At 58.4% G+C, this 24,441-nt stretch carries 19 protein-coding genes and 2 pseudogenes; 14 read left to right on the top strand and 7 right to left on the bottom strand.

Annotated features, from left to right (window positions below; all coding sequences use genetic code 11):
- The first annotated feature begins 7 nt into the window (after positions 1–7).
- The 6 genes from AM329_RS11335 (at position 8) to AM329_RS11310 (ending at position 8,183) form a co-directional block, all read left to right on the top strand.
- Positions 8–1,981, top strand: a complete 1,974-nt coding sequence (locus tag AM329_RS11335; protein WP_032608766.1) for a PhoX family phosphatase — start codon at positions 8–10, stop codon at positions 1,979–1,981.
- 102 nt (positions 1,982–2,083) lie between these two features.
- The gene (pheP, locus tag AM329_RS11330) at positions 2,084–3,472 is read left to right on the top strand and encodes a phenylalanine transporter (protein WP_003858894.1); all 1,389 of its coding nucleotides are present in this window, start codon (positions 2,084–2,086) and stop codon (positions 3,470–3,472) included.
- Positions 3,473–3,724: 252 nt separating this feature from the next.
- Positions 3,725–4,960, top strand: a complete 1,236-nt coding sequence (locus AM329_RS11325; protein WP_032608767.1) for an MFS transporter — start codon at positions 3,725–3,727, stop codon at positions 4,958–4,960.
- Between the two features lie 15 nt (positions 4,961–4,975).
- On the top strand, positions 4,976–6,001 hold the full coding sequence (locus tag AM329_RS11320) for a sugar phosphate isomerase/epimerase (protein ID WP_032608769.1): 1,026 nt from the start codon (positions 4,976–4,978) through the stop codon (positions 5,999–6,001).
- Positions 5,994–7,136: a Gfo/Idh/MocA family protein gene (locus AM329_RS11315; protein WP_032608771.1), complete on the top strand. Its 1,143-nt coding sequence runs from the start codon at positions 5,994–5,996 to the stop codon at positions 7,134–7,136. Before AM329_RS11320 ends, AM329_RS11315 begins: the two co-directional genes overlap by 8 nt.
- A gap of 75 nt (positions 7,137–7,211) precedes the next feature.
- Positions 7,212–8,183 (top strand): LacI family DNA-binding transcriptional regulator, encoded by a 972-nt coding sequence (locus tag AM329_RS11310; protein ID WP_032608772.1) that lies wholly within the window; start codon positions 7,212–7,214, stop codon positions 8,181–8,183.
- Here AM329_RS11310 and AM329_RS11305 read toward each other — a convergent pair whose 3' ends face one another.
- Together AM329_RS11305 and AM329_RS11300 are read right to left on the bottom strand one after the other, a co-directional pair.
- Positions 8,184–9,428 (bottom strand): mechanosensitive ion channel family protein, encoded by a 1,245-nt coding sequence (locus AM329_RS11305; protein WP_023315564.1) that lies wholly within the window; start codon positions 9,426–9,428, stop codon positions 8,184–8,186.
- A gap of 67 nt (positions 9,429–9,495) precedes the next feature.
- Entirely contained in the window at positions 9,496–10,932 is a 1,437-nt protein-coding gene (locus AM329_RS11300) for an MFS transporter (protein ID WP_032608773.1), read from the bottom strand.
- Positions 10,933–11,039: 107 nt separating this feature from the next.
- Here AM329_RS11300 and AM329_RS11295 point away from each other — a divergent pair, with 107 nt between their 5' ends.
- From AM329_RS11295 to AM329_RS11290, 3 genes and pseudogenes are all read left to right on the top strand, one after another.
- Positions 11,040–11,909, top strand: a complete 870-nt coding sequence (locus AM329_RS11295) for a helix-turn-helix transcriptional regulator (protein ID WP_032608774.1) — start codon at positions 11,040–11,042, stop codon at positions 11,907–11,909.
- A gap of 191 nt (positions 11,910–12,100) precedes the next feature.
- Positions 12,101–12,202: pseudogene (locus tag AM329_RS26345) on the top strand (type II toxin-antitoxin system RelE/ParE family toxin); the annotation flags it as partial.
- Positions 12,183–12,470: a helix-turn-helix domain-containing protein gene (locus AM329_RS11290; RefSeq protein WP_003858885.1), complete on the top strand. Its 288-nt coding sequence runs from the start codon at positions 12,183–12,185 to the stop codon at positions 12,468–12,470. The pseudogene AM329_RS26345 and the gene AM329_RS11290, both read left to right, overlap by 20 nt.
- A gap of 36 nt (positions 12,471–12,506) precedes the next feature.
- On the opposite strand, the gene nfsB is transcribed toward AM329_RS11290, so the two are convergent.
- The 3 genes and pseudogenes from nfsB to AM329_RS11275 form a co-directional block, all read right to left on the bottom strand.
- A complete protein-coding gene (gene nfsB / locus AM329_RS11285; RefSeq protein ID WP_003858884.1) occupies positions 12,507–13,160 on the bottom strand; it encodes an oxygen-insensitive NAD(P)H nitroreductase in 654 nt (217 codons plus the stop codon).
- Positions 13,161–13,280: 120 nt separating this feature from the next.
- Positions 13,281–13,649, bottom strand: a complete 369-nt coding sequence (locus AM329_RS11280; RefSeq protein WP_032608778.1) for an MmcQ/YjbR family DNA-binding protein — start codon at positions 13,647–13,649, stop codon at positions 13,281–13,283.
- A pseudogene (locus AM329_RS11275) lies at positions 13,639–14,216 on the bottom strand (TetR/AcrR family transcriptional regulator). The gene AM329_RS11280 and the pseudogene AM329_RS11275 overlap by 11 nt, the downstream one beginning before the upstream one ends.
- A gap of 191 nt (positions 14,217–14,407) precedes the next feature.
- Here AM329_RS11275 and AM329_RS11270 point away from each other — a divergent pair.
- Complete coding sequence (locus AM329_RS11270) at positions 14,408–15,511, top strand: RomA family MBL fold metallo-hydrolase (protein WP_032608780.1); 1,104 nt, start codon at positions 14,408–14,410, stop codon at positions 15,509–15,511.
- A gap of 32 nt (positions 15,512–15,543) precedes the next feature.
- On the top strand, positions 15,544–15,885 hold the full coding sequence (locus AM329_RS11265; protein WP_032608782.1) for a RamA family antibiotic efflux transcriptional regulator: 342 nt from the start codon (positions 15,544–15,546) through the stop codon (positions 15,883–15,885).
- Positions 15,886–15,991: 106 nt separating this feature from the next.
- Here the strand turns inward: AM329_RS11265 and AM329_RS11260 are convergent, their stop codons facing one another.
- Positions 15,992–18,136, bottom strand: coding sequence for a TonB-dependent siderophore receptor (locus AM329_RS11260; protein ID WP_032608783.1), 2,145 nt, complete (start codon positions 18,134–18,136; stop codon positions 15,992–15,994).
- A gap of 123 nt (positions 18,137–18,259) precedes the next feature.
- Here AM329_RS11260 and AM329_RS11255 point away from each other — a divergent pair, with 123 nt between their 5' ends.
- Entirely contained in the window at positions 18,260–19,828 is a 1,569-nt protein-coding gene (locus AM329_RS11255; protein ID WP_032608785.1) for an alpha/beta hydrolase-fold protein, read from the top strand.
- Here the strand turns inward: AM329_RS11255 and AM329_RS11250 are convergent.
- On the bottom strand, positions 19,814–20,062 hold the full coding sequence (locus AM329_RS11250; protein WP_003858875.1) for a DUF1158 domain-containing protein: 249 nt from the start codon (positions 20,060–20,062) through the stop codon (positions 19,814–19,816). The two genes, AM329_RS11255 and AM329_RS11250, sit on opposite strands and share 15 nt — an antisense overlap.
- 488 nt (positions 20,063–20,550) lie before the next feature.
- On the opposite strand from AM329_RS11250, the gene AM329_RS11245 reads away from it, so the two are divergent.
- Together AM329_RS11245 and AM329_RS11240 are read left to right on the top strand one after the other, a co-directional pair.
- Complete coding sequence (locus tag AM329_RS11245) at positions 20,551–23,259, top strand: cation-transporting P-type ATPase (RefSeq protein ID WP_032608787.1); 2,709 nt, start codon at positions 20,551–20,553, stop codon at positions 23,257–23,259.
- A gap of 108 nt (positions 23,260–23,367) precedes the next feature.
- Positions 23,368–24,432: an efflux RND transporter periplasmic adaptor subunit gene (locus AM329_RS11240; protein WP_032608790.1), complete on the top strand. Its 1,065-nt coding sequence runs from the start codon at positions 23,368–23,370 to the stop codon at positions 24,430–24,432.
- Positions 24,433–24,441: the final 9 nt, after the last annotated feature.

The raw sequence follows: 24,441 nt of genomic DNA, 5'->3' as shown, positions 1-24,441 counted from the left end.
AGCCGCTATGGGCAGACCCCTCAAATCCGTATTTAAAAAAGAACATCGCGACGATATCAGTAACCGCAGCGCTAACCCGGTATTCTCCGAGGTTGCAGAAGTGTTCCTCTCGCGCCGCCGTTTTCTCCAGATGGGGGCCGTAGCGGGGGCTGCCGTATCATTCCCGTATCTGATCACACCCGAAAATGCCATTGCCGCGGTATCGAAGCCTTCCGCGCTGGCAAAAGCGGTTTCCCTGGGCTTTACCAGCATCGACGTCTGTACGGAAGACACGGTCAGGGTGCCGGAAGGTTATATCGCCCGCCCGTTCTATCGCTGGGGCGATCCGACGGGGATCAAGGACAACATGCCGGCCTTTAAGCCGGACGCCAGCAATACCACAGACGAACAGGCTGTGCAGGCGGGCATGCACCACGACGGCATGGCGTGGTTTAGCCTGCCGCAGGGGGCGCAAAACCCGGAGCATGGCCTGCTGGCGCTGAACCATGAGTACATCGACAACGGAATGCTGTTTACCGACGGTACGGCGAACTGGAGTCTCGACAAGGCACGCAAGGGGCAGAACGCGATGGGCGTGTCGGTGGTGGAAGTGAAAAAAACGGGCAGCGGCTGGGAGGTAGTGCGTCCGTCTTCCTTCGCCCGGCGTATTACCGTCAATACGCCGATGCAGCTTACCGGCCCGGCGCGGCATCAGGATTTAATGAAAACCGCCGCCGACCCGCAGGGGGAACGCGTTCTGGGCACCATGCAGAACTGCGCCAACGGCCACACGCCGTGGGGCACCTATCTCACCTGCGAGGAGAACTGGTCGGACATTTTTGTCAAAAAAGCCGATCTCAACCCGCTGGAAAAACGCTACGGCATCAGCGACAGCGATGAATCGTACCGCTGGAACGAGGTGGATGAGCGGTTCAGCGTTGATAAAACCCCTAACGAACCCAACCGTTTCGGCTGGGTGGTGGAGATCGATCCCTACAACCCGACCTCCACCCCGCGCAAGCACACCGCGCTCGGCCGCTTCAAGCATGAGGGGGCCGCCGTCACGCTCGCCGCCGATAATCGCGTGGTGGTCTACATGGGCGACGACCAGAAGTTTGAGTACATCTATAAGTTTGTCTCGGATAAAAAATACGATCCCGCGAACCAGGAAGCCAATATGCAGCTGCTGACGTCCGGCACGCTGTACGTCGCCAGGTTCAACGAGGACGGCAGCGGCGACTGGCTGCCGCTGATCTTCGGGCAAAATGGCCTGGATAAAAGCAACGGTTTTGCAAGCCAGGGCGATCTGCTGATTAAAACCCGTCTGGCGGCCGACGTGGTGGGGGCGACGAAAATGGATCGCCCGGAGTGGATAGCCGTCGATCCGCACGCCAGCGGCAGCGTCTACTGTACGCTGACCAACAACAGCGATCGCGGTAAAGAGGGCAAGGCGCCGGTGGATGCCGCCAACCCGCGCGCTAATAACGTGTTTGGTCACATCATGCACTGGCACGAAGAGGGTGCCGATCCTGCCGCCGCACGCTTTAAGTGGGATATTCTGGTCATGGCCGGGCGCACCGAGGGCGACGATCCCAAAGCCAAAGGCTCGATGCAGGGCGCGGCATTTGGCAGCCCGGATGGGTTGTCGTTCGATCACCAGGGCGTGCTGTGGATCCAGACCGACGTTTCCTCCAGCACCATCAATAAGAAAGCCTACGAGGGGATGGGCAATAACCAGATGGTGGCCACCATTCCGGGCACCAACGAGTATCGCCGTTTCCTGACCGGGCCGCGCGGATGTGAAATCACCGGCATTGCGTTTACGCCGGACAACCGCACGCTGTTTATCAACATTCAGCATCCGGGGGAGGGCGGGGATGATATTACCGACCCGGCCAATCCGCGCGCTGTTTCCAACTGGCCAGACGCCAGCCCGAACGGGCGTCCGCGATCGTCAACGGTGGTGATTACCAAAGCGGACGGCGGGATCATCGGGTCGTGACGTTTATCCGCCGGGCGCATGCGCTGGCCCGGCGTTAAGCTTGCTACCACCAGCATGAAGTGTTAAAACGTGCCCCTTCTAAAAAAGAGACAGGGGTAGGGCGTGAAAGACGCGTCATCCGCTTCAGGCCATGGTAGCGCTGAAGCCTCGTCGGATCAGAATCCGACGCTGCAACGTGGTTTGCAAAATCGACATATTCAGTTAATTGCCCTTGGCGGCGCAATCGGTACCGGGCTCTTTCTCGGCATCGGCCCCGCTATTCAGATGGCCGGTCCGGCGGTGCTACTGGGTTACGGTATCGCCGGGATTATCGCCTTCCTGATCATGCGCCAGCTTGGCGAGATGGTCGTTGAAGAGCCGGTGTCAGGCTCATTCGCGCATTTTGCCTATAAATACTGGGGCCCGTTCGCAGGCTTCCTCTCCGGCTGGAACTACTGGGTGATGTTCGTGCTGGTCGGGATGGCCGAGCTGACCGCCGCCGGCATCTATATGCAGTACTGGCTCCCGGACGTGCCAACGTGGATTTGGGCCGCGGCCTTCTTCATCATCATTAACGCCGTTAACCTTGTGAACGTCCGCCTGTATGGCGAGACCGAGTTCTGGTTCGCGCTGATCAAGGTGCTGGCGATTATCGGCATGATCGGCTTTGGCCTGTGGCTGCTGTTCTCCGGCCACGGCGGCGAGCGCGCCACGATCGATAACCTGTGGCAGCACGGCGGCTTCCTGGCGACTGGATGGAAAGGGCTGATCCTCTCGCTGGCGGTTATTATGTTCTCCTTCGGCGGGCTGGAGCTGATTGGCATCACCGCGGCTGAAGCGCGCGATCCGCACAAAAGCATTCCGAAAGCGGTCAACCAGGTGGTGTACCGTATCCTGCTGTTTTACATCGGCTCGCTGGTGGTGCTGCTGGCGCTCTACCCGTGGGTGGAAGTGAAATCTGACAGTAGCCCGTTCGTGATGATCTTCCACGATTTGAACAGCAACGTGGTCGCTTCGGCGCTGAACTTCGTCATTCTTGTGGCGTCGCTGTCGGTCTACAACAGCGGGGTTTACTCCAACAGCCGCATGCTGTTTGGCCTCTCCGTACAAGGCAACGCGCCGAAGTTCCTCACTCGCGTCAGCCGTCGCGGCGTGCCGGTCAACTCGCTGTTCCTTTCTGGCGCTATCACCTCGCTGGTGGTGCTGATCAACTATCTGCTGCCGAAAGAGGCGTTTGGCCTGCTGATGGCGCTGGTTGTCGCCACGCTGCTGCTTAACTGGATCATGATCTGCCTGGCGCACCTGCGCTTCCGCGCGGCGATGCGCCGCAAGGGGCGCGAGACGCAGTTCAAAGCGCTGCTCTATCCGGCGGGGAACTACCTCTGTATCGCCTTCCTCGGCCTGATTCTGGTGCTGATGTGCACCATGGATGAGATGCGCCTGTCAGCGATGCTGCTGCCGGTGTGGGTGGTGTTCCTGTTTATTGCATTTAAGCTCTCGCGCAAAAAGTAGCGCGGTTTTCTCCCTCTCCCTGTGGGAGAGGGCCGGGGTGAGGGCACCAGACCGCACCAAACCAGACCGCACCACACTGCCTGCCTTCACACCCGGTGGCGCTGCGCTTACCGGGCCTACAAAGTATCACTCCACCTTTATCGTGACCCCCCTCCCAATTCCGTTTCGATCCACAGGATCTTTATTTTGTAATCGATTACTTTTTATTTGAACTATTTTGTAATCGATTACTTTTTCCGGGTGAGGCTTATCATGGTGTCAACTGAGAGTAGTGAAAAGGCGATAACGCAACACCGGCTGCTGGTGCCGCGTCTGTCGCTGATGATGTTTCTGCAATTTTTTATCTGGGGTAGCTGGTCGGTCACACTTGGCCTGGTGATGACCCGGCACAACATGTCTTTGCTGATTGGCGACGCGTTCTCTGCCGGGCCCATCGCTTCCATTCTTTCGCCGTTCGTGCTCGGGATGCTGGTGGACCGCTTCTTCGCCTCGCAGAAGGTGATGGCGGTGATGCACCTCGCGGGCGCGGTGATCCTCTGGTTCGTGCCGGGGGCGCTGATTGCTGAGAATGGCGCGCTGCTGATTGGCCTGCTGTTTGGCTACACGCTCTGCTATATGCCGACACTGGCGCTGACCAACAACATTGCGTTTCACAGCCTGGCGAACGTGGATAAAACCTTCCCGGTAGTGCGCGTGTTCGGCACCATCGGCTGGATCGCGGCGGGCATTTTCATCGGCGTCACCGGCGTGGCGTCCAGCGTCACCATCTTCCAGGTGGCGGCGGTCAGCTCCGTGCTGCTGGCGGTCTACAGCCTGACGCTGCCGCACACGCCAGCGCCGGCAAAAGGCCTGCCGGTTAAGGTGCGGGATCTCTTCTGCGCGGACGCCTTCGCGCTGCTTAAAACCCGCCACTTCTTCGTCTACTCCGTCTGCGCGATGCTGATCTCTGTCCCGCTCGGCACCTATTACGCCTACACCGCCTCGTATCTGGCGGATGCCGGCATTGCCGACGTCAGCACCGCCATGTCCTTCGGGCAGATGTCTGAGATCGTCTTCATGTTGGTCATTCCTCTGCTGTTCCGCCGCCTGGGCGTGAAAGTCATGCTGCTGATCGGCATGCTGGCGTGGTTCGTGCGTTATGCCATGTTCGCGTTGGGCGTCAGCGAAGAGGGGCGCATTCTGCTGTACCTCGGCATTCTGCTGCACGGCGTCTGCTACGATTTCTTCTTTGTCGTCGGCTTTATCTATACCGACCGCGTGGCGGGCGAAAAGGTCAAAGGCCAGGCGCAGAGCATGATCGTGATGTTCACCTACGGCATCGGCATGCTGCTCGGCTCTCAGATTTCCGGCGCGCTCTACAACCGCCTGGTGGCAGGACAGACCGTGCCGCAGGCGTGGGTCACATTCTGGTGGATCCCGGCGGTGGCTGCCGCGGCGATCGCGCTGATTTTCCTTCTCACGTTTAAGTATGACGATGACAAGGCGTAACGTTCAGGAGGTGGTATGAGGACAATGAAAGGACCGGGCATTTTTCTGTCGCAGTTTATTGGCGCAGAAGCGCCGTTTAATTCGCTCGACGGGCTTGCTGAATGGGCGGCAGGTAAAGGTTATAAGGCGGTGCAGATCCCCTGCAACCATCCGCACATCTTTGACGTCGAGAAAGCCGCAGAGAGCCAGGCCTACTGCGACGACATCACCGCCAGGCTGGCCGCGCACGGGCTGGTTATCAGCGAGCTGTCGACCCATCTGGAAGGGCAGCTCGTGGCGGTGAATCCGGTTTACAGCGAGGCGTTTGACCACTTCGCACCCGCCGCCGTGCGCGGTAACGAGGCGGCGCGCCGGGCGTGGGCGACGGAAAAGCTGAAGCAGGCGGCGGTCGCTTCGGCCAGATTAGGGCTGAAGGCGCACGCGACCTTCTCCGGCTCGCTGGCGTGGCCGTTTTTCTATCCGTGGCCGCCGCATAACGAGCAGCGTTTTCAGGAAGCGTTCGAGGAGCTGGCAACCCGCTGGCGGCCAATACTGGATACCTTTGGCGAGCAGGGGGTGGACGTCTGCTTTGAGCTGCATCCCGGGGAAGATCTGCACGACGGCGTGACCTTCGAGCGTTTTCTGGCGCTGGTGGATAACCATCCGCGCTGCAACATTCTCTACGACCCGAGCCACATGCTGCTTCAGCAGATGGACTATCTGGCCTTTATCGATATCTTCCATGCGCGCATTAAAGCGTTCCACGTCAAGGACGCGGAGTTCCGCCCCAGCGGGCGCAGCGGCGTCTACGGCGGCTACCAGCCGTGGATCAACCGCGCCGGACGCTTTCGCTCGCCCGGCGACGGGCAAATCGACTTTAAGGGCATCTTCAGCAAGCTGACCCAGTACGACTACGACGGCTGGGCGGTGCTGGAGTGGGAGTGTTGCCTGAAGGATGGCGATACCGGCGCGAGTGAGGGCAGCGAATTTATCCGCCGCCACATTATTCCCGTTTCCGGACGGGCGTTTGATGATTTCGCCGCAGGGGGCAGCCATGATTAACGTCGGGATTATCGGCAGCGGGTTTATTGGCCCGGCACACATCGAGGCGCTCAGGCGTCTCGGGTTTGTGCAGGTGGTCGCGCTCTGCGACGGTTCGCTCGTTAAGGCGCAGGAAAAGGCGCGCCAGCTAAATGTCCCGCATGCTTACGCCAGCGTGGAAGAACTGCTCGCGCACCCCAATCTGCATGCGGTGCACAACTGCACGCCGAACTACCTGCACGCGGAGATTAACCGCCAGATCCTGCGCGCGGGCAAGCACGTGTTTTCCGAAAAGCCGCTGTGCATGACGCCGGACGAGGCGCGCGAGCTGGTGGCGCTGGCAGAGCAGGCGGGCGTGGTACATGGCGTGAGCTTTGTCTATCGTCAGTTTGCGATGGTGCGACAGGCGGCGAGCATGATGCGCGCGGGCACCCTCGGGCGGCTGTTCGCCTCGCACGGCAGCTATTTGCAGGACTGGATGCTGCTGGAAACCGACTACAACTGGCGGGTGGATGCCGCGCTCGGCGGCGCGTCGCGGGCGGTGGCGGATATCGGTTCCCACTGGTGCGATACGGTACAGTATGTGACAGGCAGGCGCATTACCGAGGTGATTGCTGATTTATCCATCGTCTGGCCGAGGCGCAAGGCCAGCGCGGGTGGTCATCAGACCTTCTCCCATGACGAGCAGGCGGAGTATGAAGTTAAACCGGTCACCACCGAAGATTTTGGCTCGGTGCTGTTCCGCTTTGACGACGGCAGCAAGGGCAGCTTTAGCGTCTCGCAGGTGAGCGCGGGGCGAAAAAACCGCCTGACCTTTGAAATTAACGGCAGCGAGCAGTCGGTGGCGTGGGATCAGGAAATCCCGCAGCAGCTGTGGATCGGCCATCGCGCCCGGGCAAACCAGACGCTCACCGACGATCCAGGCCTGATGAACCCTGACGTGGCCGACAGCGTCCACTTCCCCGGCGGGCACATTGAAGGGTGGCCGGATGCCTTTAAAAATATGATGGCGCAGTTTTACCGTGCCGTGCAGGCGGGCGCGATGCCGGATAATCCGCAGTTTGCCACCTTTTACGATGGCGCCAGTGTGATGTATATCATTGATGCAATTGTGAAAAGTCATCAGCAGCAGCGCTGGGTGCGCGTGGAATACTGACGCATTGCCCGGTTCGCCGGGCAATCAATTTATGGTAGCCTGCACAAAACGCTAACCGCAGGATGTATCGTCGCTATGTCAATTCAGAAAATCGCTCAACTGGCCGGGGTATCCGTGGCAACGGTCTCCCGCGTACTGAATAACAGCGATACCGTAAAGGCGAAAAACCGCGAGCGCGTTCTGCGGGCGATTCAGGAGAGCAACTACCAGCCAAACCTGCTCGCCCGTCAGCTGCGCACTGCCCGCAGCTATATGATCCTGGTGATGGTCTCGAACATCGCCAACCCGTTCTGCGCCGAAGTGGTGAAGGGCATCGAAGCCGAGGCGGAAAAGAACGGCTATCGCATTCTGCTGTGCAACTCCGGCTCGGATATTGAGCGCTCCCGCTCGGGCTTAAGCCTGCTCTCCGGCAAAATCGTCGACGGCATTATCACCATGGATGCATTCTCGAAACTGCCGGAACTGGCCGCGCTGATTGGCAACGCGCCGTGGGTACAGTGCGCTGAATACGCCGATGCGGGCGCGGTCTCCTGCGTCGGCATCAATGATGTGGACGCTTCACAGCATGCCGTCAGCCAGCTGGCCGACGGCGGCCGCAAGCGTATCGCGATGATCAACCACGATCTCAGCTACAAATATGCCCGCCTGCGCGAACGCGGCTACAAGAGCGTGATCCACCTGCGGGATCTGGACTATCAGGCGGTGGAGTATGCCAGCGATCTCAGCTCCGGGGCGGGCATGGCGGCGATGCAAAACCTGTTAAAAGATAATCCGCCGGATGCGGTATTTGCCGTTTCCGATACGCTGGCGGCGGGCGCGCTGCGCGCCATTCAGCAGGCAGGTCTTCGGGTGCCGGAGGATATTGCCGTGGTCGGCTTTGACGGTACGGAGCTGGCGGACATGATTTCGCTCACCACCATCGAACAGCCGTCGCGGGATATCGGGCGCAAGGCGGTCGATCTGCTCTTAAATAAGATCGACAACCCGGACGCGCCCACGGAAAGGGTGATGATGGACTGGCGCTTTATTTCCCGCGCCAGCACCTGATTATTGCGCGATGACGCCAGCCAGGGAGCGAATATCGTTCCCGGTTGGCGACTGGTGAATACGCAGGCCAAATTCATCCACCACCGCGAAAATATGATCGAAGATGTCGGCCTGAATATCTTCGTATTCCGCCCAGATCACCGTGTTGGTAAAGGCATATATTTCAATCGGCAGCCCGTTGGCATCCGGCGCGAGCTGGCGCACCATCAGCGTCATATCTTTACGAATACGCGGGTGGTTACGCAGATATTCATTCAGGTAGGCACGGAAGGTGCCGATATTGGTCATCTTGCGCAGGTTTAATACCGATTCCCCTTCGCCGTTCTGCTGATTCCACAGGTTAATTTCCTCATGACGCGCCGCCAGATACGGCTTCAGCAGTTTCGCCTGAATCAGTTTTTGCTGCTCCTGCTCGTCGAGGAAATGAATGCTGGTGGTATCGATATTCAGGCTGCGCTTGATGCGGCGACCACCGGAGGCGGACATGCCGCTCCAGTTGATGAACGCATCGGACACCAGCGCCCAGGTCGGGATGGTGGTGATGGTGTTATCGAAGTTGCGCACTTTAACGGTGGTCAGGCCGATGTCGGTCACCGTGCCGTTGGCGCCGTATTTCGGCATCTCCAGCCAGTCGCCGAGCTTGAGCATGTCGTTGGCTGAGAGCTGAATACCGGCCACCAGGCCGAGTATCGGGTCTTTAAAGACCAGCATCAGAACGGCAGCCATCGCACCCAGGCCGCTTATCAGAATGGCGGGTGACTGACCGATCAGCAGGGAGATAATTAGTATCCCCACCAGAATGGCGCTCACCAGCTTGATGCCCTGGAATATCCCCTTCAGCGGCAGCTGTGACGCGGTGGCCATTTTCTGCGACAGATTGAAAATCACGTCCAGCAACGAGAAGAAGGAGAGCAGGGCATAAACCATCACCCACAATTTCGCGCAGGTGGTAAGTAATTCCGCCGCTTCGCTGCCTTTTTGCAGCCACAGAACCGCCTGAACGTTGACGATTATCCCCTGGAGGGTAAACGCCAGACGGTGAAATAACTTGTTCTGCGTAATGATCTGCAACCATAAATGGCTGCTGGCCTGGGCGCGTTTCTCGAATGCGCGCAGCACCACTTTGTGCAGAATAAAATGAACGATAATGGCCGTAAGAAAAATAATACCAAAGATAATCACTAAAGAGGTGGTGTGATTAATTTCAATCCCTAACTCTTCAACCTGAGCAATTAATTCCTGCATAACGTCTCCTGTATTGATGCAGCCCCATAATGGCGGCTGCGGATCTATTATGCAAATTCAGGCAGTTTTATTTTGTCGCCGGAGAGGCCTTGACGACCGGTAAACACAGACGATGGCGCAAACGCAGCGTGGCCAGCGCCAGCACCACCATCATGGCCGTTTCCACCATCAGGAAGACATTGACCGCCTGGGTATAATCTCCGTGATGATTTTGCAGTCCGTGCAGCAAAATCGCGCCGAAAATGGCCGGGCCAAGCCCCAGCGCAGCCTGTTGCAGCGTGCTTAAAATCGCGCTCGCGGCCCCCGCGTCGTCAGGCTGAATATCACGCATCCCGATACGGTAGAAGCTGTTTACAATCAGCGCCTGCCCGTAACCCACCAGCCCGGTGGCCGGGGCCAGCGTCAGCGCGGTATTCTGCATTCCCCAGTGACGGGACGTGGCGATCAACGCCACCAGACCGACAAGCTGAATCGCAAGTCCGGTCAGCAGGATGGCGCTGGTGCTGTAGCGGGCAATCAGGCGTGGGGCGAACCAGGCAGAAATAAAATAGGTGACGCCAAGGGCGATAAAGCTGTTTCCGGACTGCCACGGCGCCATCCCCAGACCGCTTTGCATGGTCAGCGCCATACAGAACATGAACCCGGACCAGACGCTGAAAAAGAGTATCCCGATTAGCACGCCAAAGCGGATGCTGCGCAGCTGCAACAGGCGCGGCGCGATGAGCGGGTGGGCATTCTCACGCTCTTTTTTGCGCGCGTTCAGCACCATTACACAGACCAGCGGCACAATCGCCAGCAGTGCGGCCTTCAGCGGCCACGACCAGTGCCACTGCGGGCCGAGCGCCATCGGGAACAGCAGACAGCACAGTATTGCCGTCAGCAGGACAGTCCCGGTCCAGTCAATGCGCGACGGCGTGTCGCGGCGGGTTTCCGGCACGTAGCGACGGCTCAGCGCCAGCACCACCAGACAAATCGGCACGTTGATAAAGAAGGCGTTGCGCCAGCCAAGCCCGGCGATGTCCGCCGACACCAGCCAGCCGCCACCCATCTGGCCGACGATAAACGCAATTCCGCCGATACCGCCGAACAGACTGATCGCTCTGGCGTGTGCCGTTCCTTTTAACGTCACATGCAACGTCGCGAGAATTTGCGGCATGATCAGCGCGGCGCCCGCACCCTGAATAATGCGCGCGCCAAGCAACTGTTCGATATTGCCCGCCATGCCGCACAGCAGTGAGGCCAGGCCAAAACACGCCACGCCCCACATAAACAGGCGACGGCGGCCAAGGTTATCGCCCAGCTTGCTGCCGGGTGCCAGGCAGACGGCAAAGGCCACGCCGTAGAGGGCGACGATCAGCTCCAGTTCAGTGGCGGTGGCGTGTAATGAATGGGTGATGGAATCCAGCGCCACGTTGGTGATTGAGGTATCAATCAGCGGCAGCATCTGGCCGGTTAACAGCAATATCAGGCCCGCACGACCCGGTGAAACAACTGACGTATTCATGGTGACTCCATTGCGTCAAACAGCGTAGAGTCGTAGCATCAACCATCTGATAAACGGGTACCAGTTCTTACTTATACTGGTACTGACACTACCATGCAGGAGATGTTATGGCGCTGATGTCTGAACCTGTCACCTCTCTCCAGGATGACACCCGCAAGCAGCTGGGCGCGTTTTTGCGTGCCCGGCGCGAAAGCCTCGATCCGCAGCGCCTCGGCTTACCGCGCAGCGGCCGCCGCCGCACGCCGGGCCTGCGCCGGGAAGAGGTGGCGATGCTCGCGGATGTCGGCGTGACCTGGTACACCTGGCTGGAACAGGGTCGGGACGTCAATCCGTCCAGCGCGGTGATGGCCGCCATCGCAAAAGCGCTGCAATGCACCCCGACCGAAGCCCGGCATCTTTTTGTGCTCGCCGGTTTGCCGCCGGGCGAAGCCCCGCAGGCGGTGTGCTGTGAGGGGATCTGCGAAGGCACGCGTCGCCTGCTGGATACCCTGATGCCGAAACCCGCCAGCATTCAGAAACCGAACTTTGATATCGTGGCGTGGAACGACAGCTTCGGACACCTGATGGGCGTCGATTTCAACGCTATCCCGCCGGAAGATCGCAACTGTATTTACCTGTTCCTCACCCATCCGGCGTGGCGCGCGCGGCTCGGCAAACGTGACGACGTGCTGCCGATTTTCGTCTCCTACTTCCGCGCGGCAATGGCTGAGCACCGTGGCGACCCGCTCTGGGAAGCGAAGCTGGCGCGTTTTTTTGCGGTGTCCGAAGAGTTCAAAACCCTGTGGCACCAGCGTAACGACGTGCGCGGCGTGGAGAACCAGCTCAAGCTGTTCACCCATCCCGAGCTGGGGGATTTTCATCTCCAGCAGATGTACTGGTACTCCGCCCCGCGAAACGGATCGCGGCTGCTGGTCTATTTACCCGTGGATGAGGCAGGGGAGAGGGCGATGGCGTGGCTGGCGGAGCAGGGGATATAAATTTTTTGCGAGGGGCTTTCAGGGAATCAACGCTGCTCCGGTCCTGCCTGGAATAAGCTGGTAAGGTGAATCACGAAAGGCAAAATTAGCCTTTAATGCAAATTGCCTTACATGCTAATATTATCAGGGATGAAATACAGTGTTCAGACTTATCGTTCATGCGGCAGTCAGAGAGGAGATCCTCTCATTGCCTGCGGATGTTTATCAAGAAGACGCAAAAAACGCCCTCTGCTGAACTCCGTCTGGCACTGAAACGACAACAGGAGATGTTGGATGAGCAAGAAGATTATTGACTGGGATGAACTCAGAGCTGAACTGTTAAGCGATTCAGAAATTCAGGCTTCCTTTGATGCAGAAGAGCGCAAGGAGCGTCTGCGGGAGATGCTGGCGCAATGGCGCAATCATGCTGGTCTGACGCGCGCCCAGGTGGCGGAGCGGATGGGCGTCAGCGCACCGACGGTATCACGAATGGAAGCAAATATTACCCGGGCGAGTCTCGATACATTAACGCGTTATGCGCTGGTGTGCGGGGTAAAGCATCCGCAGATAACGCTTTACTGAAAACGGGCACGCCGATAGCCGGCGTGCCAGAAGCGCTTAGCACTCAGTCACAATCGTGCTCAGCGGCAGGCGAGATTTCGGCAGCGTGGCGTTGAAATCTTCCACGCTGTGATGCCCGACCGGGACCACCACCAGGCTGGTGAAGCCTTTCTCTTTCAGGCCAAACTCTTCGTCGAGGATCGCGGCGTCAAACCCTTCGATTGGTACCGCATCCAGGCCCATCGCGGCCACGCCCAGCAGGAAGTTGCCGACGTTCAGGTAAACCTGCTTCGCCATCCACTGGTCGTCATCTTTCAGATCCACGCGGTGCATGTCGGCAAAATAGCAGCGGCCTTTGTGGTTCGCGGCTTTTGCTTCTGGCGTGGCGAAACGGCCGTCAGCCTCTTCCTGATCGACAACGCGCTCAAGCCAGGCATCGTCCATCGCGGTTTTCGCGCAGAACACCACTACGTGAGAGGCATCCAGCATTTTGCGTTCGTTAAACACATAGGTGCCCGCCGCGGATTTTGCCACGCGCGCTTTACCCTCTTCAGTGCTGGCAACAATAAAGTGCCACGGCTGGGAGTTGGTGCTGGACGGGCTGTATTGCAGCAGCGTTTTGATTTTTTCCGCTTCTTCTGCGGTCAGTTTTTTGGCTGGGTCGAACGCCTTGGTAGAGTGGCGTTTCAGGGCGACAGAAATAATATCCATAACAACTCCTGGTGATGAAATTCGCCCGCGGGCGGGCGTGAAAGGAAAGCAGATTACCGCGCGAAGCGGGAAAAGATAAGTGCGATTCGAGCGCTTATTCTGTTCGTCTGAGACGAACAATCAGGCTGGGCGAATACACTTCTGATCTTTTTTCGGCAGTTTATCAACGACCAGATTCCACGAATCCGTAATCAGGTCGGTGACCAGTTCAGGCGTGATGTCGTCCGTGCCATAAAGGGAGATCCAGTGTTTTTTATTCAGATGGTAACCGGGCTCCACGCCACGGTAGATCTGCTGATTGAGCAGCGATTTTTCCGGATCGGATTTCAGGCTGACGTGGGCCCGACCGTGTGCGGTCGCCATCAGCATAAAAATTTTCCCGCCCACCTTAAACACGTCATACTCCGGGCCAAACGGCCAGCAATGTTCGGTAAAAGGCATCTCCAGCGCGACGCGTCTGGCATGTTCCTGCAAGGATTTACTGTCCATGGTTATCTTCCTCAGCAAGCCCGCGCCACATGGCTTCAAAGCCCAGCGCTTTAAAATCGACGGCACGGGACGGATCGCGGGCGGCAAACTCCATGGTGGTTTCAGCCAGCGATAAGAACATTGCATCACCGAAGGTCTTAAACTCGTCAGACATAAACACCGGGCGGATCGAACGACGACACAGTTCATGCAGTTCCGGGAACATGTCTTTCACCGCCTGCTCGGTTTCGGCGTTCAGCTTTTCACTGACGCCACCGCATGCGCCAGGGGGTTACGAATGCCCCAGTCCACATAGCTGTTCCAGATATTGCGGGTATGCTCTTTTGGCTCGGTGATGGTGCGATCGAGATTCGCCAGCATGGTCTGGCAGAGATCCTGCTTCAGATGCAGGTAGAGGGCATTCAGCAGATCGTCTTTGGTAGCAAAGTAGCGAAACAGTGTCCCTTCAGCGACGCCCGCATTACGGGCAATTAACGCCGTTGAGGCGGCAATACCTGACTGCGCAAACGCAGCCGTTGCTGCTTCCAGTAAGGCCTGTTTTTTATCTTCACTCTTCGGACGTGCCACTAAATTTTTCCTCCCGTCAATTGTAAAAACCCTGATTGAAACACGAGCCTTGATACGCTGCAACGCGGAATGTCAAAGATCGAAAACCTTCTTGACGGCGTAATCATCCTATCTATAATGAGTGCTTACTCACTCATAATCAAGTATCACCCGCGCAAACCATCGGATGGGGCGCGTAGGCGGGTCAGGAAATGAAAAAGCCTCTATTCATCTGCGTGGTGTTAGTCATGATTATTGCTTCAGCTGCCAGTTTACCATTTGTACTGAATGCCGGATTTGGCCAGCCACCGCAGGGTGCGCAGCTCTCTGAAGTGGAAGCCTCTCCGCACTATCGCGACGGGCAATTCCATAACACGCTCCCTACGCCGGGCTTTACCGGGCAACAAAATATGCTGGTGGCGTGGTGGCAGTTCCTTACCCGTAAAACCGAAAACGCCCGTCCTGCGCAGCCGCTGCCGCTGGTGAAAACCGATCTGGCGAGCCTGTCGCCTGAACAGGACACGCTGGTGTGGCTCGGCCACTCCTCCTGGTATATGCAGCTGGCAGGGAAACGCATCCTGATCGATCCGGTTCTGAGTAGCTACGCCGCACCGTTCTCGTTTCTCAATAAAGCGTTTGCGGGGGAGTACCCGTGGCGTGCGGAGAGCATGCCGGAGATCGACCTGCTGATTATCTCCCACGATCACTATGACCATCTGGATTACGCCACCATCAAGGCGCTGCTGCCGAAGGTTAAGCGCGTGGTCACGCCGCTGGGCGTGGGTTCGCATCTGCGCTACTGGGGGATGACCCCGGAGATAATCGACGAGCGGGACTGGAACCAGTCGGTGCATATCAGCGATGCGCTGACGGTACATGTTCTGCCCGCGCGCCATTTTTCCGGGCGCGGCATTAAGCGTAACCAGACCCTGTGGGGGAGCTTTATGTTTGTCACCCCAGAGCGAAAGGTTTACTACAGCGGAGACTCCGGTTACGGCCCGCACTTCAAGGCTATTGGCGAGCAGTTTGGCGGAGTGGACTTAGCCATTATGGAAAACGGGCAGTACGACCAGGACTGGAAGTACATCCATATGCATCCGGCGGAAACGGCGCAGGCCTCGGCAGATCTCAATGCCAAAGCGGTCGTACCGGGACATAACGGGCGTTTTGTGCTGGCGAAACATACCTGGAACGATCCACTGATCCAGCTGGCGAAAGCCAGCAAGAATAAAAACTACCGGCTGCTGACGCCGGAGCTGGGCGAGCCCGTGCGGGTGAGTGATACCACGCAACAATTTCGCGAGTGGTGGGAATAATGTTTAAGCGAGAAGCAGAGGGGGAGAGCAGTATGACGATTTCCGCTCAGGTCATTGATACGATTGTCGAATGGATTGATGACAATCTACACCAGCCGTTACGCATCGAAGAGATTGCCCGCCAAGCGGGTTACTCAAAATGGCATTTACAGCGGCTGTTTATGCAGTACAAAGGCGAAAGTCTGGGGCGCTACATCCGCGAACGCAAGCTGCTGATGGCGGCGCGCGATCTGCGTGAGTCAGACGAGCGCGTGTACGATATCTGCCTGCGCTACGGGTTTGACTCGCAGCAGACGTTTACCCGCATCTTTACCCGCACCTTCAACCAGCCGCCCGGGGCGTACCGCAAAGAAAATCACGGTCGGGCGCACTGAAAAACATCCCCTCACCCCGGCCCTGTCCCCAAAGGGGCGAGGGCGTAATCGTCCCCTCTCCCCTATGGGGAGAGGGTTAGGGTGAGGGGATCAGACCGCACCATGCTTACCAGCTGTAATTCACCGTCGCCGTCACCGTCCGGCCAATCCCGTAGAAGCACGCCGTATCGCTTGCGCACGACGCCACATACTTTGTGTCTGCCACGTTATTGACGTTGAACTGCGCGCTTGCCCCTTTCAGGCTGCGGTTCATCTCGCCCAGGTCGTAGCGCAGCATCGCGTCATACAGATCCACCGATGGCACCTTGAAGGTATTCTTCGCATCGCCGTAGCTGGTGCCGATGTAGCGCATCCCCACGCCAGCGGTCAGGCTCTTCAGCGCGCCGCCCGGAACGGTATAGCTGGCGAACGCCGATGCCATATGTGCCGGAATGCGCGCAGGCGTTTTGCCTTCAGTTCCCGCCACCGTGGTGCTTTCGGTTTTTGCATCGGTGTAAGTGTAGGAGCCAATCAGGTTGATGTTATCCATCAGCGTGGCGTGGATTTCCGCTTCAGCGCCTTTCGAACGCACCTTGCCCGCATTTTCGAACCAGCCTTCAGCGCTGTTATAGGTCGCGACGTTGTTCTGAGTTAAATCGTACAGCGCCAGGGTCATCAGCGTGGTGTCGACCGGCTGATATTTCACGCCAATCTCGGTCTGCTCCCCGGTAGTAGGCCTGAAGGGCGCAACGCCCGGCGCACGGTTGGTTTGCAGGTTCGGTTCAAACGAGGTGCTGTAGCTGATGTACGGCGACAGGCCAGAATCAAACGCGTACAGCAGGCCAGTGCGCCAGGTAAATTTGCTGTCGTTCTGCTGCGTAACGCTGTTATCGGTGAAGTCGCTGGTACGCACTTCGCTCCAGTCGTAGCGCCCGGAAACCAGCCACTCCCAGTTATTCCAGCTCATCTGATCCTGAAGATACAGGCCCATCTGGTCGAGATTTTGCTGCTCGTCGGACGCCGTTTTGAAGGTACTTTCATCCACGTTCACGCCGTAAACCGGGTTTGTCCAGTCAAGGTCATACTGTGAGCCGCTCCCGCGCGCCAGCAGCTGTTTATCCTTGCTGGTCTTGTAATCAAACCCGCCGAGCAGGGTGTGGCTGACGCTTCCGGTCTCCAGCTGATATTCCAGCTGGTTATCAAGGCCAAATTCGTTGGTCGTGCGCGCTTCACGCTGGGCGCGACGGGTCAACACCGTGCTGTTGGCCGCGCTGTTGGCGTAAACCAGATAACGATATTTCTGCTTGATGGTGGCGTAACGGGCGTTCTGGCGGAAGGTGAGGTTGTCGGCGAACTGGTGTTCCAGCTCGTAGCCAATCATCGTCTGCTCGCGCCAGGATTGATTGTAATTCGGATCGCTGACGTTAAAATCGCGCGGGATGTACTTCCCGTCGGCACTTTTCACCGTGCCATACGCGGGCAGGAAGTTGCGGTATCCGGCATCCGGATCTTTCTGGTAGCTGGCCAGCAGCGTAAAGCGGGTCTGATCGTTCGGGTACCAGGTGATTGCCGGGGCGATCGCCATCCGCGTCTCTTTATAATCGTCCACCTGATTATGCTGCGTACGGGCGATACCGTTCACGCGATACAGCATGCGGCCGTCGTCGCTCAGCCTGCCGCCGAAATCAAACGCACCTTCGGCGAGATCGTTATTGCCGGTGCGGAACTGCACGTTGTGAATGGCCTCCGCCGTCGGGCGCTTGCTGGTCATGCTGATTAACCCGCCCGGATTGACCTGTCCAAACAGGACCGAGGCCGGGCCGCGCACCAGCTCCACGCGCTCCAGCAGCCACGGGTCAACTGTGCCCGTCTGTGATGAGGCCGTTGCGCCAAAGCTTAAGCCGTCGAGGAATTTCGGCACGTAGCTAAAGCCGCGCACAAACACCTCGTCGTTACGGTTAGACGAGCCCCGGTACTCGGTAAACACGCCCGCCGAGTAGCGCAGCGCCTGCGAAACGGAGGTGACGTCCTGCATGTTCATCTGATCGCGGGTGATCACCGATACCGACTGCGGCGTCTTCACGATCTCCGCGCTGGTCTTGGTGGCGGAGAGCGTTTTCGTCGCCACAATGCCTTTTACGGGCGCAGTGGGCTCTTCACTCACGCCCTGCGTCACCGTAATCGTTTCTTCTTTCGTTTCTGCCTGAGCCGCGACGCTGGTCGTCGCCAGACTCAGTAGCCAGAGCCGCATTATCTTATTATTTTTAAACATTTTTATTGAACGTCCTTGGTTGCTATCGCCATAAAATCACCGGTAAATCGCCGTTGATGATATTGCAAATTATTACCATTTGCATTAGCGTTGTTAACAAATTTCGTTGGGGAACAAGCGGTAATGAAGAGGGTATGGAGTGGGTTGCTGTTGGGGATCGGCGCGCTGCCCGCCGTGGCGGCAACGTGCGAGCAGACGTCCCGGCAGGGCGATATTCAGGGAAAGTTTGATGCCAGCGGCGAAGTCTGCTTCTCCCTGCCTGAACTGGGTGAAAACTACGTTTCCGCCACGCTGAATGGCGTGACGGATGCGCGCCTGCTTGATGGGCAAAACCGCCGCATCCGCACGCTGATCGAAAATGGTCCTGCGGACGGGGAACACACGCTGCTGTTTGCCCTGCCGGTGAAACAGAACACCTCGCTGGTGCTACACGGAGAAGCCGGTAAGCCGTGGCGTTTTCAGTGGCGGATGAAAGAGACCTCTCCGTTACCACGCGTGCAGATGCTGGTGCCTGAAAGCCCGACGCTGAAGGCGCTGGCAAGCGTCATTTCTGCCGGTGGAAGTACCGAGGCGTTCTGGCAGGCGCAGCGTCGACGGGGAACGCCGATGGTGGAGCCGGTAGATGCGAGCCATAAGCGCGTGACCTTTCTGTGGCGCGGCGCGCGGGATAACGTCTTCATTCTCGGCTCGCCGGCGGGGGATCACGATCCGCTGTTCCGCCTGGGCAACAGCGACGTCTGGTTCCGCAGCTATGTAGTCCCCGCTGATACGGTAATGCAGTACAAGCTCGCGCCCGATGTGCCGATCGTCGAGGGTTCCACACGCGATCAACGCCGCGCCATCCTGGTAAGCGCGCAGGCCGATCCGCTTAACCCGAATACCTTCGGGGAGCAGAAGACCGATCGCTGGAATCGCTTTTCTCTGCTCGATCTCAGCCCGGCGCGCTATTGCTCCGTTCAGGCCACGGCAAAGCCGCTGGTGCACGGGACGTTGAGCCGTCAGAGTTTTTCCAGCCACATCCTTGGCAACGCCCGCGACGTGATGATCTACCAACCGCGCGGCGCACAGCCTGCACGCTGGACGCTCATCCTTTTCGACGGACAGGTTTATCAGGACGAATACCATTTTGCCAACGTGCTGGACGGTCTGATTGCCCGGCATCACCTGCCGCCGATTAACGTGGTGTTTATCGACAGCCTCGATCACGCCCGTCGCGGCAACGAGCTGCCGCCGAACCCGGATTTTGCTGACTTTATGGCGCACGAGCTGCTGCCGTGGCTGCGGGGGAAGGGCATCGGCATGCAGCGGCAGAAAACCGTACTGGCAGGATCCAGCTACGGGGGAATTGCCTCTTCATGGGTGGCGCTGCGCTATCCGCGCCTGTTTGGCAACGTGCTGAGCCTTTCCGGTTCTTACTGGTGGGCGCCGGAAGGTGACGCCCCGGGCTGGCTGACGCGTCAGTACCAACAGTCTCCACCGTATCCGGTGCGCTTCTGGTTACAGGCCGGGAAGTTTGAAACCGCGGGGCCGGGCGGCGGCATCTATCGCACCACGCAGGATTTTGAACAGGTGCTGAGGAAAAAAGGCTACCGCGTCAGCTTCCACCCCTCATCCAGCGGCCACGACTACGCGGCCTGGTGTGAAGCGCTGATCCACGGGATGCGCGATCTCACTGGCTTACGACGCCAGTGAAAACCAGCGGCGCCAGATGAAACGCAGGATAAAGAATTCGATGGCGCCGAGCACCAAAAACCACAGACAGAACAGAATGGTGTACAGCTGATTCAGATCGACCATATGAAAGGTCTGAACCAGCTTCTGCGCCAGCACCAGACCCAGCGACGGCGCAGGTAACAGCAGGCAGGAGAGCAGGGCCATCAGCAAAATGCCCCCTGCGGTGAGCAGCGATTCTAACGGGTGTTTCATCGTAATGTTAATCGTCAGTTAAAAATGTCATTGTCCGGCATCCTGAAACGTAAAGCAATATCATCCCCGCTGGCAAAATTGGGTGAAAGGCCACCGTTATTCTGCGAATTAATAACAGAAAACAGATAATATTTTCGGGGCGATTAAATTAATATCGCGTTATGTAAATAAACGTCTTTCTCACGAAAATAATTTTACAAAGCTATAGGTGCTATATCCAATTAACGTCGCAATAACAATGGCTGCGACAATGTATAACGCCAGACGCCGTCCGCGATAAATACCAAACATGCTTCCTCCTCGTTTAGTGTTGGTTTAGAAATATTTTGTAAAAATCAACGCGTCGAAATAATTTTAATCAGTTTTGAATAACCGGGTAGTCAATATATTGCGGTAGATCAATTTAACCCGCAAGACTTAAAAATGAATTATTTAAAGCCAGAAAGGAATTCCGGCTTCCGTCCACCGGATATTGAAGGAAAAATACCATGACCAAAAAAAATTTCTCGCAGAATATGCCACCCGCAGGCGGGCAGGCGTACCAGCAGACCGTAGAGCAGGTGCTTGCTCAGGCGCAGAGCCAGGCTAATGGCCTGGACCGCGCCGAGGTGCAGGCGCGTTTACAGAAGCATGGCCCGAACGCGCTGCCGGAGAAAAAAGGCAAGCCGGGCTGGCTGCGTTTTCTCGCGCATTTTAACGATGTCCTGATTTACGTCCTGCTGGCAGCCGCCGTATTAACGGCAGTAATGGGACACTGGGTTGATACGCTGGTTATTCTGGGCGTGGCGGTAATCAATGCCTTAATTGGCCACATTCAGGAAAGTAACGCGGAAAAATCCCTGAAGAGTATTCGCAATATGCTCTCCAGCGAGGCGCGCGTTATTCGTAACGGCAACCATGAAACTATCCCGACGACGGAAATCGTCCCGGGCGATATTATTGTGTTGCGCGCAGGAGATCGTATTCCGGCGGATATGCGCTTAATCGAAGCGCATAATTTACGCGTGGAAGAGGCTATTCTGACCGGTGAATCCACCGTGGTGGATAAACACACGAACCCGCTGAGCGGCGAATTACCGCTGGGCGACCGTACGAACCTGGTCTTTTCCGGTACGACGGTCAGCGCGGGCGGCGGCGTGGGCGTGGTCATTGCCACGGGCCAGGAGACCGAACTCGGCCACATCAACCAGATGATGGCGGGCATTGAAAAACACCGCACCCCGCTGCTGGTGCAGATGGACAAGCTGGGCAAAGCGATCTTCGCCATCATTCTGGCGATGATGGCCGCGCTGTTTGTCTTCAGCCTGGTGTTCCGCGAGATCCCGATGGGCGAGCTGCTGCTCTCCCTGATTAGCCTGGCGGTCGCCTCCGTACCGGAAGGTCTGCCGGCAATTATCTCCATCATCCTCTCTCTGGGCGTGCAGGCGATGGCGCGCAAGCGGGCGATTATCCGCAAGCTGCCGACGGTTGAAACCCTGGGCGCGATGACCGTGGTCTGCTCGGATAAAACCGGCACCCTGACCATGAACGAGATGACGGTGAAAGCCATCATTACCGCCGACACCTGCTACCGCGTGGACGGCAACAGCTACGAGCCGGTGGGCAACATCTATCTCGAAGGCAGCGATGAGCCGGTGCAGATCCAGCCGGGCACCGTGCTGGAGCAGTACCTGCGCACCATCGACCTGTGTAACGACAGCCAGCTGATTCAGGACGAGCGCGGCCTGTGGGGCATCACCGGCGGCCCGACCGAGGGCGCGCTGAAGGTGCTGGCGGCCAAGGCCCACCTCGAGCCGGTCGTGACCACGCTGGTTAACAAGATCCCGTTCGACTCTCAGTACAAGTACATGAGCACCCACTACCAGATTGGCGGTGAGGAGCAGATTTTGATCACCGGCGCGCCGGACGTGATTTTCGCCCTGTGTGAGCAGCAGCAGACCCGCAACGGTGCGCAAGCCTTTGACCGCGCGTACTGGGAAACGGAGATGGAGCGCTATGCGCGTCAGGGGCTGCGCATGGTCGCCGCGGCGTTCAAGCCAGCGAACGGTGAGCAGGCATTGACTCACGACGATCTGAGCCACGGCCTGATCTTCCTCGGCATCGCCGGGATGATGGATCCGCCGCGTCCGGAAGCGATTGAGGCGATTAACGCCTGCCAGCAGGCGGGGATCCGCGTGAAGATGATCACCGGCGATCACCCGCAGACGGCGATGAGCATCGGCCAGATGCTTGGGATCACCAACAGCGAGCAGGCGGTTACCGGCTATCAGCTGGAGAAAATGGACGACGCCGAGCTGGCGGAAGCGGCGGTAAAATATGACATCTTCGCCCGTACCAGCCCGGAGCATAAGCTGCGCCTGGTGAAAGCGTTACAGGAAAAAAGCGAAATCGTCGGCATGACCGGTGACGGCGTGAACGATGCGCCGGCGCTGCGCCAGGCGGACGTGGGTATCGCGATGGGCATCAAAGGCACGGAAGTCACCAAAGAGGCGGCGGACATGGTCCTGACGGACGATAACTTCGCCACCATCGCCAGCGCGGTGAAAGAGGGGCGTCGCGTTTACGACAACCTGAAGAAGACCATCCTGTTCATCATGCCGACCAACCTGGCGCAGGGGTTTTTAATTGTGATTGCGCTGCTGGCGGGGAACATCATTCCGCTGACGCCGGTGCTGATTCTGTGGATGAACATGGCGACCTCCGCCACGCTCTCCTTCGGCCTGGCCTTCGAGGCCGCCGAGCGCAACATCATGCGCCGCCCGCCGCGCCAGACCGGGCAGCACGTAATGGACGCCTACGCCGTATGGCGCGTGGCTTTCGTCGGCACCATGATTGCCATCGCCGCCTTTGCGCTGGAAGCCTGGCTGGCCCCGCGCGGCCACAGCGCGGAGTTCATCCGCACCGTGCTGCTCCAGATGCTGGTCTGCGCCCAGTGGGTGTACATGATTAACTGCCGCAACACCGAAGGGTTCTCCCTGAACCGCGGCCTGCTGGCGAACAAAGGGATCTGGCTGGTAACGGGCGTACTGTTCCTGCTCCAGGCGGCGATCATCTACCTGCCGTTTATGCAGATGCTGTTCGGCACCGAAGCGCTGCCGCTGCGCTACTGGTTCGTGACGCTGGCGGTGGCGGGGGTGATGTTCTTCGTCGTCGAAATCGAGAAGCGACTGACCCGCAGGTTCCGTAAGGCTGCATAACTTTTTGCCCTCACCCTAACCCTCTCCCACAGGGAGAGGGAACCCTGACCGCCCTCTCCCTGTGGGAGAGGGCCGGGGTGAGGGAAAACAACGCCGAGGTACTTCTTAATGAAATTCCCACTCCTGTTCGCGCTCCTCGCCTGCACCCTGCAACCCGCATTCGCCGCAGTCATTCCCGTTCGCGTCGCCACCGTGGAGCAAACCGCCCACGCCGCCGAGCGCCAAATTCCGGGCCGCATTGAAGCTATCCACACCGTTGAACTGCGTGCACGTACGGAAGGCGTCATCACCAGAATCCACTTCCGCGATGGCCAGTATGTGAAAAAAGGCGACGTGTTGTTCGAACTGGACGACGCCGAGCCGCGCGCCGCCCTGCGTCTGGCGCAGGCCGAAGTGAAAAGCGCCGAAGCCACGCTGCGTCAGGCGCAGCAGCAGCTGTCCCGCTTCGAAAGCCTGGGCAGCAGCAACGCCATCAGCCGCCACGACGTGGACAACGCCCGCATGCAGCGCGACGTCGCCAGCGCCGCGCTGGAGCAGGCCAAAGCCCGGCTCGACACCCGCAGCGTCACTCTCGACTACACGCGCATTATTTCACCGATTGACGGACGCGTGGGGCACAGCAACTTTCACGTCGGCAGCCTGGTGAATCCTGCCAGCGGTGTGCTGGTGGAGGTGGTGCAGCTCGATCCGATCCGTATCGCCTTTGCGCTGGAAGAGGGCGCGTTTGCCACCAAAGCCGGACAGCATGCGGATATCAGCGCCATGAAGCAGGCCTGGCAGGCGCTGATTGACAGCAACGGCCAGCGCATCAGCGGGGAACTCACCTCCGTGGACAACCGCATCGACCCGCGTACCGCCAGCGTGATGCTGCGTGCCGAGTTCGCCAACCCGCGCCATCAGCTGCTGCCCGGCGGCAATGTGAACGTTTACCTGCGTCCGGCAAGCGAGCTACCGGTGCTGACTCTGCCCGCCGCTGCCGTACAGCAGAATGGCGACGGGTTCTTCGCCTGGGTGATTAACGCCGAGGATAAAGCCGAAATGCGTCCGCTGAAGGTCGCCGGGCAGATCGGCCAGCAGTTCCAGATTGCCTCCGGCGTGAAGCCCGGTGAGCGAGCGATTACTGACGGTGCGCAGCGCGTGCAGCCAGGCGCAACCGTCCAGATATTGAATTAAGGAGCCATC

The organism is Enterobacter cloacae complex sp. AR_0002 (assembly GCF_001922365.1).
Taxonomy (GTDB): Bacteria; Pseudomonadota; Gammaproteobacteria; order Enterobacterales; family Enterobacteriaceae; genus Enterobacter; species Enterobacter hormaechei_C.
This window is presented reverse-complemented; position numbering and strand designations above follow the sequence as displayed.